Origin of the sequence: Litoribacillus peritrichatus, from assembly GCF_039537985.1 — a bacterium.
Taxonomy (GTDB): domain Bacteria; phylum Pseudomonadota; class Gammaproteobacteria; order Pseudomonadales; family Litoribrevibacteraceae; genus Litoribacillus; species Litoribacillus peritrichatus.
Genome location: NZ_BAABBN010000003.1, coordinates 1 through 13,453 on the forward strand (window position 1 = coordinate 1; position 13,453 = coordinate 13,453).

General features: G+C 40.7%; 9 protein-coding genes. All 9 read left to right on the plus strand.

Annotated features, from left to right (window positions below; translation table 11 throughout):
* Positions 1 to 305, plus strand: a 305-nt coding sequence (locus tag ABD744_RS00770; RefSeq protein ID WP_344794442.1) for a hypothetical protein, incomplete at its 5' end; no start/stop codon positions are given.
* Between the two features lie 136 nt (positions 306 to 441).
* On the plus strand, positions 442 to 954 hold the full coding sequence (locus ABD744_RS00775) for a hypothetical protein (RefSeq protein ID WP_344794444.1): 513 nt from the start codon (positions 442 to 444) through the stop codon (positions 952 to 954).
* A 100-nt stretch (positions 955 to 1,054) separates the two neighbouring features.
* Complete coding sequence (locus ABD744_RS00780; RefSeq protein WP_344794446.1) at positions 1,055 to 1,978, plus strand: C39 family peptidase; 924 nt, start codon at positions 1,055 to 1,057, stop codon at positions 1,976 to 1,978.
* 28 nt (positions 1,979 to 2,006) lie between these two features.
* Positions 2,007 to 3,101 carry a transporter gene (locus ABD744_RS00785; protein WP_344794448.1) on the plus strand — a complete coding sequence of 365 codons (1,095 nt, stop codon included), beginning with the start codon at positions 2,007 to 2,009 and terminating at the stop codon, positions 3,099 to 3,101.
* 40 nt (positions 3,102 to 3,141) lie between these two features.
* On the plus strand, positions 3,142 to 4,749 hold the full coding sequence (locus tag ABD744_RS00790; protein ID WP_344794450.1) for an OmpP1/FadL family transporter: 1,608 nt from the start codon (positions 3,142 to 3,144) through the stop codon (positions 4,747 to 4,749).
* Between the two features lie 9 nt (positions 4,750 to 4,758).
* Positions 4,759 to 7,884, plus strand: a complete 3,126-nt coding sequence (locus tag ABD744_RS00795; protein WP_344794452.1) for a choice-of-anchor U domain-containing protein — start codon at positions 4,759 to 4,761, stop codon at positions 7,882 to 7,884.
* A 3-nt stretch (positions 7,885 to 7,887) separates the two neighbouring features.
* A complete protein-coding gene (locus tag ABD744_RS00800; RefSeq protein ID WP_344794454.1) occupies positions 7,888 to 9,012 on the plus strand; it encodes a MalM family protein in 1,125 nt (374 codons plus the stop codon).
* 386 nt (positions 9,013 to 9,398) lie between these two features.
* Positions 9,399 to 12,464, plus strand: coding sequence for an SLBB domain-containing protein (locus tag ABD744_RS00805; protein ID WP_344794456.1), 3,066 nt, complete (start codon positions 9,399 to 9,401; stop codon positions 12,462 to 12,464).
* A complete protein-coding gene (locus ABD744_RS00810; protein ID WP_344794458.1) occupies positions 12,457 to 13,452 on the plus strand; it encodes a Wzz/FepE/Etk N-terminal domain-containing protein in 996 nt (331 codons plus the stop codon). Before ABD744_RS00805 ends, ABD744_RS00810 begins: the two co-directional genes overlap by 8 nt.
* The last annotated feature ends 1 nt before the right edge of the window (position 13,453 follow it).

Consider the following 13,453-nt stretch of genomic DNA (forward strand, 5'->3'; position numbering starts at 1 on the left):
CATTGGGTGCAGCAGGTGTTGCGCAGGGTGGCTTTGCATATTTCGACGTGACGGTTGATACCGTGGATACAGCGTATAACCTTGCAAGCCCAGCAGACATTGCTGGTACAGCAACGACTGTAGCCGTGTCTGATGCATTGAGCTTGTCAGTGAACAGTTTCAACGTTGATATCGATATGGACGTAGCGATCGGTACTTCAACTGCAACGGGTGCACTTGCTGGATTGGTGACTAGCTCAATCGGTAACGTACATCTAGAGAACTTGGATGTGTCTGGTACAACTTTGACTGTATACGGTCACTAATACCTAAGACTCTCCGAGTTAAAAAAAACCGCCTTCGGGCGGTTTTTTTGTGGGTGTTTGTTTTATAAGTTACGTTGAGGTTGTAAAATCTTGTCGGTATACTCTTCAAACTATAAAAATAACATGAGGTTAACTTATGCGTGTTCTCGCACTGATTTCGATTTTACTTTGTTCAATGTCTGCTTTTTCTAAGGAGTACTCAGAAGAGTTGATTGAGGCTGACTTAAATAACTTATTTAAGTATGCGTTGAATGGTTCTGCCAGCCAACTTGACGCAAAAAGGGAAGTGGTGCCATTTGCCGCTGTTGTTAAAAATGACGGTCATGTGGGCTTTTTGTATTTACCTGAAGATAACGAAGATGTTAAAAAAATGTCTTTAATTGATCAGGCAAGTTATTTAAGAGCTCAGCTTAGAAAAACAGCAAAAGACGGTGAGATTCGGGCTTCATCTGTAGCTATGTATACTCTTATGGAAGTTAAAGGAGTGAAGCTTCAAGGGTTGTCAATCGAGTTAGAGCATGCAGCCAATATTGCTTTGTATCGCTTCATACCAGTGAGTGAAGATAGGAAAGAAGAAATCATTACAATCCACACAGAAAATACAGTTTCTGAAACAAATATACCTTCAGTTTTTACAGATAATAGTTAATTTTGTATTTTTCTGTTATAAAATGTGAAACGCTTAATACAAATATTGGTACAATCAGTCTATATTGGTTGTACCAGTAACAATAATAAGAAACGTTCATATGATTATAATGCTGCTAGGCTCTTTAGTTGCCCTCTTTGCTGTTTACGAAGTCACTGATATTCAGGATAAGCCTCGCGATGTGGTTTATTTTGAACAATCGGGTAATGCTTATATTCCTTCCTTTCAAGATAAAACTAACGTACAGCCTCTATCCTCCATGCGTTTTAAGAATATGGTTCGACAGGCCTATGACTACAGTTGTGGTTCAGCGGCTTTGACAACCGTACTTGATTACTACTTGGGTCGAAACTTCCAGGAAAGGCATGTAATGGAAGGTTTGCTTGAGTACGGTGAAACAGAAAAAATTGTAGAAAGAAAAGGCTTCTCCTTGTTGGACATGAAGCGTTTGGTTACGGCTCTTGGGCATCCTGCCGGAGGGTTTAAGGCCAGTATTGATGATATCGTTGAACTGGAACACCCTGCGATTGTGCCTATTGAATACGCCGGCTTTAAGCATTTTGTGGTGATTCGTGATGTTGTAGATAGCCGTGTTTTTATTGCTGATCCTTCTTTGGGGAATTTAAGTTTTACCTTGAAGCGTTTTGAAGAAGTTTGGGATCGAAACGTCGTCTTTATTGTATTTCCTGGTGAGTATGAGCCTATTGATGCGCTTGAAATTAAAGATGAAGATCTGCGCTATATTGATGAATCCACCATCAACCACATTGCTTTTCATCAGGAACCGCAATTTTCAACTGCAGTTGAGCATGGGGCTTCCACTGCGATGGGGCAGGTACAGACATATTCGGTTCTTGTGACAGATGCAACCGGTCAATCCACCATTTTATTCGATCTCGACCCGGACCTGTCAGCGGATGAAGTTGAAGAAATTAATAATTTAATTCCAGATGCGGAAAATCTGACCAGAGATTATCAGCGTAATCCAGAAGGTAAGAGTCGATTACACTTTAAGCGTCAATAAAAAAAATAATGAAGCAGGGAAATTTCTTATGAGTGTTAAAAATCTAAGCTGTGGTTTGGCTTTTGTGTTAGGCGTTTCAGCTGCCTATGCTCCGTTGGCAGAAGCTGCGGACAAAAAAGAGACGAAGTCAGCAGCTCGAGAAGCTCTTGCGAAAAAAGAAGGTGATGCTGATGCAGAAAAAGCGCTTGAAGAGGTTTTTCAGGCAGCAGAAAACAATTATTCACTTCTTAAGAAAGGCGGAACGTCTTTAAATTATAGCTTTAGCTTCAGTTATTTTGGTGACCAGGCGATTGATCTGGAAGTGGATAACTCTTCGTTGCGCTCGGTGAATGTGTCTCCTTCTGCTAATCATACATTTACCAATGCATTTACTTTTGATTATGGCGTTAAAGACAACGTTACTGCTTCAGTGACTATCCCTCTGGTTGCTAAGTTTGAAACCCAGAATGACCTTGAGTCTTATGGTATGGGAGATATGTCTTTCAGTATCCGTTGGCAGCCTTGGTCCGTGGTGCCAGGAGAGTTAAATAAGACGTTATTTGCAACCTTCAGCACTGCAACCGGGGATAGCCCTTACGATATTATTGTGGATCAAGAGCTATCTACCGGCAGTGGTTATTATTCTATGGGGTTTGGCGGCAGTGTTAGTAAAGTTCTGGACCCGGTTGTTTTGTTTGGTTCTTTAAACTACTCACATAATTTTGCTGTTGAAGATCTTCAGCAGGTGAGAGGAAGCCGGATTTTAGAAGCGGTTGAACCTGGCGATTCTTATTCGGTATCTGCAGGCTTTGCTTATTCGCTTTCTTATGATGTGAGCCTTACCGCCTCAGTACAAGGGTCATTTACACAAGCAACTACCTTTGATTTTAAAGACACAACCCGAGTTGTGGAGGTAGGCACTGATGATGAGCCTGAGCAACGTATTATTGTGGATAATAATAAGTCAGAGCTCGGTGAACAATTCAGTGGGGTAATGAGTTTTGCGCTAGGAGTTCGGGTCAGTCCAACAACTATTGTTAATGTGAATACGGGCTTTGGCTTGACGGAAGATTCTCCTGATATGCTTGTAGGCTTTAGTATGCCGCTGGATATTTCTGGATTAAAAAGTTTCGGCGAAGAATAGTCAGATTATAAAAATAACAAATAATTGATTGGATAGTTTAATGAAATCTAAGCTGAGCTATATGCTGCCTTTGGTAGTGACTGCGTTCTTGTGCCCAAAATTAAGTTATGGGCAGATGGGTACGAACCTTACAATCAGTCCTCATGCCCGTTCATTGGGAAATGCCGTAACTGCAAACCCTGAAGGCGTTGTTGAATCCATTCATTTTAACCCTGCAGGTCTGACTAAGTTGGATGGAAGGCAGCTTGAATTAAGTGTCACAAATGCCTATTTAAGGTTGGGCGCTAAATTTGATGCGCCTGCTGATTATGAAATTTTGGGGTTGGATGAAGAAGATGACCCTGTAGCCAATACAAAAAGTTTAACAAATCAGCTTGCTTTATATGCACCTCTAGTTGGTTACCAATCTCCTAACTTGCCTGTGACTGCCTTGCCAAGTGCAGGTATTTCCATTCAACCGCCAGGTTCAAAATTTTCATTTGGTAATGGGGTTTATGTTCCTTTTGGTTTTGGTTACAAAAGAGATGGTAATGACCCTGGCGCTTTTCAGGGTGAGGAAGTTGCATTGACTCGTGTAACGTATTTTTCACCTGCGATTGGTTATAAATACAACGATGAACTCTCTTTTGGCGCTTCTTTTAATATGTCCTATCAGTCTGTTTATTTGCAGCAGGACATGAGAACGCCGAATATTTTGGTGGCAATGGCAGATATCCTGCAGGATGCATTTGGCTGTGAAGAAGGCGGCGGTGGTTCAGACCCTTTGGCCCCTTTGATCACTTTGTGTGGGGGGCGAGTAGGGCCATTTAGGCCGGCAGGTGAGTTAACTTTGGAGTTGGAGGAGCGGCTATCTCCGACATATAACCTTGGTGTTCTTTGGGAACCGACAGATTGGTTTTCTTGGGGACTGGGTTATCAAAGTGAATCAAAGATGACTTTGAGCGGAAAATACACTCTTGATTATACTGATGACTTTGCAGGCTTCTGGCAGTCGTTCAACTCTTCTATATTTGGCGCGATTACTGGTGCAATTTTTAACCTACCGCGAGGTGTAGATAAGGACTACGGTAATGCCAAAATGGATCTTACCTATCCAAAACACATTCAGACAGGGATAAAATTAGATCTGACCCCCAACCATACTCTTACCTTTGATGTTGGTTATGCAGATTATGATGAGTGGGATGCTTTTGTGGTTGAGTTTGATAGAAGCCTGGATATTACCGGCGCCGGTCAAATTTTATCAAGTGCGAACGTAGGTGCCAGAAGCATTAAAATCCCGCTTGAGTATCAAAGTGTTTGGTCCTGGGGGGTAGGTTTCGAGCATAGAATTACTTCTCGTTTACGTACTCGCTTAGGCTATGAGCCTCGTAAATCTTCCATTCCTGATCATCGGAGAAACATTCTTGCGCCTTTGGGTGATGTGCATATGTTCAGTACCGGTATTGGGTATAGCTGGGATAAGGATACTGAACTCAGTTTCGATTTTACTTTTATGCAGTCTAAGGAATACATTCCCGCTAATACCAGTGACGGTTTGAATGAATTGAGTGTCACTAATTTGGTATATAACCCATACGCAGGTTTGGACGTAGAAACTAAATTGACGCTCGTGTTAGCGGGTATGTCATTCAGGACGAAATTTTAGGGTGTGATTATGTTCGAATATAAATCTATGAGGCCTTTATCTGCAGCCTTCTTATTTTTACTGTCTTCAGGTGTTTACTCCTCGGGAGTCAGCATTGATTTATCAGAAAGAGTCTTAATTGATGAAGTAGTTTATGAAATCACGGGGGATGAGGATGGAGACTATCTTCCTGATGACTGGGAGTCTGCTAATGGACTCGACCCTACGATTCTTGATGCTCATCATGATTTAGACGGGGATGGTTTCAGTAATTTATCAGAATATATTTTAGAGACAAACCCTAATGATGATCAGTCTCATCGTGAATTGGCTCCTTATCATGTGTTTGAGTTGGACGGTGATCTGCTGTCTTTACCTGATGATGTGTTATCTACTCGAACTACTGTGGATGCCTGGAGTGTAAATGAGCTTGACGGCGAGAGGGTGCTTCATGCGTCTAGGCTAACAAGGGTTAATTTAAGTCTATTGTGGGCTCCTTCCGTTGCAGGAGACATTTATTTTGATATTAAAGCTCCTTATGAATTTCAAATCTCTTTTAATGGTTTTTCTGGGCAGTTGGAAAATAAGGGCGAGGTGATTGAGGGGTGGCAAAGATTCAAGTACAAGATACCTTCGTTCGGCTCTCCTATGATCTCTGTCCTTGAAATAATTAATCAGAACCCTCGTGTAGATATCGAAGAAGATATTTACATTAAAAACCTTTTTGCTGTTAACAGGGAGTCAGACACTGACGGCGATTTAATGCCTGACCACTTTGAGCTTTACTATGGACTAGATCCTAACTCAAATTCTGAGGGGGCTCAGGATGCAGAGGAGGATGTCGATGGGGATGGTTTGACAAACTTAGCTGAGTTTGAACTTGGAACCAGCCCGATAAAGGCCGATACAGATGGCGACGGATATAGTGATAGTGAAGATGTATTTCCTACAAACCCTGAATTTCATGCTGACTTTGACGGTGATGGTAAGGCCGATGCGGTAGATAGTGATATTGATGGCGATGGTATTGTTAATATATTGGAAGATTTGTACCCCCATATTCTATCTTCATATAACCCTGAAGATGCTTCAGACGATCCAGATGGCGATGGCTTAACAAACCTTGAAGAGTTTGATACTAATACGTTACCTGATGTCTGGGATACTGATGGAGATGGGTATAATGATAGTGAAGATGCCTTTCCTCTTGATCAAGCATACCATGCAGATTTAGATGGCGATGGTAAAGCTGATGCTATAGACCCTGATATTGATGGTGATGGCTTGCCCAATTCCTATGAAAATCAATATGACTTCTTATCTGAAAGAGATGCAAGTGATAGCGCCCTTGATAATGACAGCGATGGTGTTAGTAATAAACAAGAGTATTCGGCTGGTACTGACCCGACCCAAGATGATTATGCTCCTGTCATTGCTCGTTCGAAATTATCAACAAGGCGAGTTGACTCAACAGGTGTTCTAACGGCAATTGAGTCTTTGGGTAAGGCAAGTGCTGTAGATGGTGCTGACAACGCAAGTGTTGATGTTATTCAAACAAACTATAAATCCAATAACTTTCCTCCGGGTGTACATACTGTTATTTGGGAGAGTACAGATGAATTTGGAAATAAAGCTGTGCATGAGCAAAAGGTGCACGTAAAACCAAGAGTGGAGTTTCCAAGAGCTAAGCAGCTTATTACAGAAGATGCTTTTGACTTATGTATTCAGTTGAATGGCGAGGCATTTAGTTATCCTGTTGCGGTTGACCTGCTTATATCAGAGGTAAAAGATGAGCTAGATAACCCTAGTGATGGATTAACACAACCTGGCGCTGGGTTAACACAGCCAATTATAACTATCGAGCCGGAGGGTGAGACCGCTGAAGATACGCTTGAGCATCAAGAAGAAGTTGAAGAAGATGTGGTTGTTCAGGTTGTATTTTCTGACTCTGAACTTGTTGCTTGTAGTTCAGTAAATGCTTCTGAAATTGGTTTGGTTGAGGGGACAAATGTTGAAGTATCATTTAAAGCAGTGGAGAACGCAGCAGAGAATGCTGTTGCCCGTTTAGCGCTGGAATGGGTGGCTGATCCTGAATTATTGGTTCCTCAGGTTGTGCTTAAAGCCTCTCAATCAGGCGTTCAAACTCGTAAATTTATAGATGATCAGGGAATAATTGAAGTTGAGGTTCAATTAGAGGTTCTCGGGCAACCTATTGATTTAACTGAGAATACGGACTATGAAATTAACTGGTCAGAGACGACGGACTTTGTTATTAACACCAATGCTGCTGGTAATATCCTTAGAATTAACCCTACAAGTGTTAGTGAAGGCGTTTATCCAATAATTGTTGGTGTTTACAAGAAGGGAGATTTGACGCAGCTGCCAGTGAAGAGAAGTATGCAGATTGATATTCTGAATAATAGCAATGGTAATGGCTTAATTGCAGATGCTGATTTTGATGGTGTTCCTGATGTTTATGAAGGGGAAACACCTCTTACAAATTTAGTTATTAACTCAGAGGGACACACGAAAGTTTTAACTGAACTGGGTTTGTCTGTGTATTTGGATATCGATGACTCTGTTGTTGATGATGAAGAGCTTATTTTTGGCGATGATGCAGTCGCCTCTTTAGAGGCTTATGAGAAAAAACATGGAATTGTTAATGAGGACTCAAGAGGTGTTGAGCAGGTTCTAAGTTTTGAAATTGGAGGTTTAGCTAAGCCAGGTGATCAAGTCTCTGTTGTGATACAGTTGGATGAGCCTATGAAGAACCGGTCAACCTATTACAAAATTAAAAGAAATAAGTGGGTTGAATTTTCAACGGAGAACGGTGATTTCTACTCTTCTGCTCGAAGTGTAAATGGAATTTGCCCAGGTGTTGATTCTCCTAGCTATATTTCTCTTAATAAACGAGCGCGTAAGGATGATGACTGTTTATTATTGAAGATTACAGATGGTGGCCCAAATGATGATGATGGCCTTGTAGATGGTTATATTAAAGACCCGGGTGGTTTGGGAACATTTACTTTAGATGAAACCGAAGTGGGTGATGGCGGCCGGCCTATACCATCTAAAAAGGAAGCCGGGTCCATAGGTATTATAATGTTACTGTCTCTTATAATGCTGGCTAGGTTTAAGAGATTAAGAGTAAAGTAGCTTATGTCTTGTAACCGATTCGCGCTTGCTGCTTTTTTTGTACTGTTTGCCGTTAATGTACACGCAGGTGAGTATTATACGTGGATTGACCAAAATGGTGATTTAAGAAACAGCTTTATGAAAAGTGAAGCTGTTTCTTATGTAGAGCTGGAGCACTACAAGGAGCTATCTTTATCTGACTTTGTATCTGAAGATAAGCGTATTGCTGAGGTTGGTCTTCAGGTGAACCCAAAAGCCCCCAAAGAAGAAAAAAGAAAATACTACACATGGATTGAGGCTGATGGTCGTACTAATAATACGGAGTATGCCTCGAGGCCTCAAAGTGTCGATCTAAATCAAGTTGTTATTAATGGCGGTGAGCTTGCATCCGATTTTGTTGATGCGGATGAGTTGGCTAGAAAAGGTTTTGTTCGAGATGGAGGGGAAAAACCTTATTATACTTGGGTAGATCCTACAGGAAGGCTGTTATCTTCAGAATATCAGCCTGCCGGAATTTCTCCTGCGTCAAGAGGTGTTATTGACTACACCGACCGGAAAGAGTTTGTTTTTGATGCTTCTGAAAATGCTAATGGAGGAGGCTTAGGTGAACTCGTGCCTTATATGAAAGCTTCTGAAGAGTCTGTTGTTTCACATAATAAAGATAAGGTTTCTAGGTTGAAAGATGTCTGTTGCGCGCAGCTACAAGACGCAGACTTTTATTCATTAACGCCTGACAATTCCGTTTCTGAAAAATTGAATGACTTGTCCCCCAGTTATCGTTTTCCAACAGGCGAGAGTTATTATGTGGCTGTGAGTCTGCCAATCTCAGATATTACTTATGGCTTAAAAATTAAAAGCTTTTCTGATAAAGGCATTCTATATCCGGTTTTATTGTTTCTAGATGAAAATAAAGAGCCGACCAGGTACGTAACTGACTCTGTTATTGAGTATCACCCAGAGACCTGGAGGCGTCTTGCTTACCTTGAAGGACGGATACAGATTAAATCGTCTTATAAAGAGCGTTATGTAATTATTTTTTCTTCAGAGGAAGACTTTAATCGTTTGACTAGAGAAGAAAAAGAGGTGACAGGAATATCAAAATTAGCCTATTCAAAATTGGGTAGTGTTGAGGTGAGCTTGATTTTTTAAATATGTTGTTAGTTGTACGATTCAGTGGAAAGAGTTTAGGCATATCCCTTTTGAGCTGAGTTAATCATTGTGCGGCAGGTGTAGTTAGCTGACGAATACTGCTGAAGAAAGCACTGATATCACAGCAGCTTAAGCAATGTAATTGTTCATAATTTCTTAATGTTCCTGAAGATGAATTGGTTAATACTAGGGGGTATTGTGCCTAAATAATTGTGTTTCGGAGCAGTATTTGGGTGTTTTTCAGTCAAAATGTGAAAAAGTTAAGAAAGTTTACAAACATGATTGAAAGACCAAGAGAAAACAGTGTAAATTGGTGTGCTAAATCGTTTGACTCAGCTTTTGGTTGTGTCGTTTAGGAAAGAATTTATTATCAGGGATTGAAGGTTATGCCTCTTCGCCAATTATTTGGTTTCATTGTATCTACGTTTCTAGTTTTTTTTCTAATCAATTCGGCACAAGCAGCCATACCAAGTCAGTATCAGTCTGTCATAAGTACTTTGCCTAGTGACCAGCAAGCACAGGCGATAAAAATGCTTCAGCAAAATGGAGCTTCGGTTAATAAAAATGAAGCTCTGGTTCAACCTGAAATTTTTAATTCTCGAGATGTATCAAAAACTTCGGTGGCTACAGAAAAGCTAATTCGTTTTGGTTATGACTTGTTTGCTTCTTCACCTACAACCTTTGCTCCAGTAACAGATATTCCTGTCCCTCAGGATTATATTGTTGGTCCTGGTGATAAATTTGAATTGACCTTGTTTGGTAAAGTTAGTGCGCAACATTCATTGGTAGTCCATAGGGATGGCGGAATTAATATTCCTGATCTAGGCCTCGTATATGTGGGGGGACTGGAATTTAAAGATGCTAGGGAGGTCATTTACTCTCGTATTAAAAATCAAAAAATTGGTGTTACTGCTGTCGTTACTATGGGGGAATTGCGCTCAATGCGTATCTTCGTGTTAGGAGATGCATGGAAGCCTGGTTCTTACACTGTTAGTGCCTTATCAAGTATTTCTCATGCCATTTTAGTCAGTGGTGGGGTTAAGAAAAGTGGATCGCTACGCAATATTCAGTTAAAGCGTTCAGGTGAAGTAGTTACTGAGTTTGACCTGTACGATTTTCTTCTGAAGGGAGATACGTCTAAAGATTTAAAGCTGCTTCCAGGTGATGCGGTGTTTATTCCTCCTGTTGGGGCAACTGTCTCTGTTGATGGTGAAGTTAATCGCCCTGCAATTTATGAAATCAAACAAGAAAGAACCATTGGTGATGTAATTCAGTTGGCTGGGGGCTTGAAGCCAACTGCGGATGAAAGTTATGTGCAAGTTCAGAGGATTAACGATAAAGCCCAGCACGTGTTGCTAGATCTTGATATTTCGTTAGATAAAAACTTAAAGTTGGCTATTCAATCTGGCGATAAACTGATGGCTTATTCAGTCGTTAATCACTTTGAAAAGGTTGTTTCGGTCAAAGGGCATGTGAAACGTGAGCGTAAATACCAATGGTTTAATGGAATGCGCCTTTCTGATCTTTTAGGGGATATGTCTATCTTTCAAGATCAGGTCGATTTACGCTATGTTCTAATGAAACGCGTTGACCCTGAAGATAGAACAATAGAATTTCTTTCCGTTAATTTGATTCCTATTATTCTTAATCGTGACTCGCCTCAGAATATTCTAGTTAAACCTCGTGATGAGCTGACTGTTCTGTCTTTAAGCTCCAGTCGATCAAAGCAATTAAAGTCTATTACAGATGAATTGAAGTATCAGTCAAGTGCTTTTGAATTACCTAAGCTTGTTGAAATTCAAGGTGCTGTGACAAATCCAGGCGTATATCCATTTTTGAAAGGGATGAAGCTTTCAGACCTTTTTCAAATAGCTAAGGGGTATCAGAGAAACGACTCTGAACCTTATAATTTATTTGGTGTGATAGAACGGATTGATCCTCAGACTAAAAACCGCACTTTTAAAACATTTTTACCTTACCGAGTGTTGGTTAATTCTGATGACGTAAGGCTTCAGGCGGGAGATCGTGTGTTCTTTTTTGATGAAGGGCATATAGATTATTTGTCTTCTGCAGATATTCATGATGTTTTAAAAGGCAAAGAGCCTTCGTCTATACGATTAAAGGAAGAAGGTGTTCTTGTTACAAGGCAACTTCAAGAGCAGACAGATGCGTTATTAAAACAAGGCATGTCTCTAGAGGATAAGTTTAAGCAGGCTCAACTGGCTCAAAATATTTCAGGAGCTGAGGTTGTTACAGAAGTTCAAGAGGGAACTATTTCTGGGTTATGCAGGGGCTTGATTAAATTAGCCGAGGTCATAAATAGTGAAGGGGGGGCTCGAATTAAGAGAGCGATTGCTACGCAGGCTACAGCAGAACAAATATCCTTGAAAAATGTGATGAAATGTCCGTCTATTTTTAATGAATTTCCCTATTTATTACCGTTGTTAATGGAGTATGTGGTTGCTGTTCAAGGGGAGTCAAGGGAGCCTGGACTTTATCCGCTTTCGGAGTCAGTAGATGCCGGCTTTTTGATTGAAGCTTTGGGGGGCATCACTCAAGATGGTGACTTAGCTCATGTCGAAATTGCAAGTATTAGAAGGGAAGAAACTAACGCTAAAATATTTCAAGAGTTGAATCTGTTAACTAATTCTTATCAGGCGAACCCAGGTGATATTGTAAGTGTACGGCCTAAGCAGACTCAGATCGAAAAAGGGGTGATAAAACTGGTGGGTGAGTTTACTTATCCGGGGGTTTATAGCTTTCGAAAAGGTGAAACCCTTTCAGAAGTGATCTCTCGTGCAGGAGGGCTAACTAAGGACGCGTATCCTTATGGGGCTGTGTTTACTAGAGAGGGCACGCGTAAGGTTGAACAAAAGGCTTTCAAGAGGGCTGCTGAAGAACTAAATAGTGCGATGTTTACTGCAATTGCAAGTGGAACTTTCCAGTCTGCAGGTGGTGCTGATGGTATTGCAATGCTTCAAGGGTTAACAAAAGATCTTGAAGAAACGGAGGCATTAGGGCGCATTGTTGTAGAAGCTGACCCATCTATATTAGAAGTAAGACCTGAACTTGATATAAAGTTGGAGGTTGGTGATACCTTGTATATGCCAAAACGAACAAGAACTGTTTCTGTCGTGGGTCAAGTACTGAATCCAGGAACATTATTGTTTGATCCAGAGCTTGAAGCTATTGACTATTTAGACCAGTCAGGTGGATACAGTGAATCTGCTGATGATGATCGTGTATTTATTGTTCTGCCAAATGGCAGTGCAAGAAGTTTACAGGCGTCTTGGTGGAATTATAAACCTACAAACATCCCTCCAGGGTCAACGATCATTGTACCAAGAGATGCAAGACCTATTAATTGGTTGCTATTGACCCAAAGTGTTACAGATATTGCCTCTAAGTTGGCAATAACGGCCGCATCGTTGGCAACATTATCGGATGACTAAAAAAATGAATAAACCTATATCACCTCAGCTCTCTGATAATTTAAATGTTTATAGTGATGGAGAGTCAGATGAGATTGATTTGATTGAGTTGTTTCATGCAATTTGGTCTCAAAAACTAAAGGTTATTTTTATTACGGTCATATTTGCAGTTTGTTCCGTTCTTTATGCGTTATCTAAGCCTGACTTGTATAAAAGTGAGGCGTTACTAGCCCCTGCAGAATCTTCTTCGAATGGGGGGGGGGGGGCTTCTTTGGCTGGACAGTTTGGTGGGTTGGCCTCTATAGCTGGTGTTGATTTAGGGGCTGGGAGTTCGGGGAAAACAGAAGAAGCAATAGCTATCCTTAAATCTAGGGAGTTTATCACTCAGTTTGTTAGAGATAATGACTTGTTGATTCCTCTTTTCGCTTTGCGGCCAGTACGTTTTTCTAAGGAAGTTTTACTTGATCCTGAGATTTATAATGAAGAAAAAAATGAATGGGTACGTGAAGAGAAACCTCCTTATACTAAAGAACCAACAGATTGGGAGATATATAAAAAGTTTTCAGGTATTTTAAGTGTAGAGAGAGATAAAGTAACAGGTATGTTAACTATCTCTGTTGAGTGGTATATACCTGAACAAACTCAAAACTGGGTTACTTTGTTGGTTGAAAAGATAAATCATCACCTGAAGATGCGGGATGTTGATGAAGCGAAAAAGAGCATTCAGTTTATACGGCAGAAGATTCAAGAGGTTAGTCTCGTTGATATGCAGGCTATCTTCTATGGATTAATAGAGGCTCATGGAAAAACAATCATGCTTGCAGAAGTCCGTGATGAATATGCATTTAGAACGATTGATCCGGCTGTTATACCTCTTGAGAAGTCGGAGCCGAAGAGGGCATTGATTTGCATTGTAGGTACTTTATTGGGGGGCATGCTCGGAGTGCTTTGGGTTTTAGTTAGTTGCTTTTTTGCTAAAAGAAGAGCTGAGAACAATGCTCAAAGATAAA

Coding starts and splice junctions, on each gene's coding strand:
- ABD744_RS00775 (WP_344794444.1), top strand. CDS start 442: ATGCGTGTTCTCGCACTGATTTCGATTTTACTTTGTTCAATGTCTGCT.
- ABD744_RS00780 (WP_344794446.1), top strand. CDS start 1,055: ATGATTATAATGCTGCTAGGCTCTTTAGTTGCCCTCTTTGCTGTTTAC.
- ABD744_RS00785 (WP_344794448.1), top strand. CDS start 2,007: ATGAGTGTTAAAAATCTAAGCTGTGGTTTGGCTTTTGTGTTAGGCGTT.
- ABD744_RS00790 (WP_344794450.1), top strand. CDS start 3,142: ATGAAATCTAAGCTGAGCTATATGCTGCCTTTGGTAGTGACTGCGTTC.
- ABD744_RS00795 (WP_344794452.1), top strand. CDS start 4,759: ATGTTCGAATATAAATCTATGAGGCCTTTATCTGCAGCCTTCTTATTT.
- ABD744_RS00800 (WP_344794454.1), top strand. CDS start 7,888: ATGTCTTGTAACCGATTCGCGCTTGCTGCTTTTTTTGTACTGTTTGCC.
- ABD744_RS00805 (WP_344794456.1), top strand. CDS start 9,399: ATGCCTCTTCGCCAATTATTTGGTTTCATTGTATCTACGTTTCTAGTT.
- ABD744_RS00810 (WP_344794458.1), top strand. CDS start 12,457: ATGACTAAAAAAATGAATAAACCTATATCACCTCAGCTCTCTGATAAT.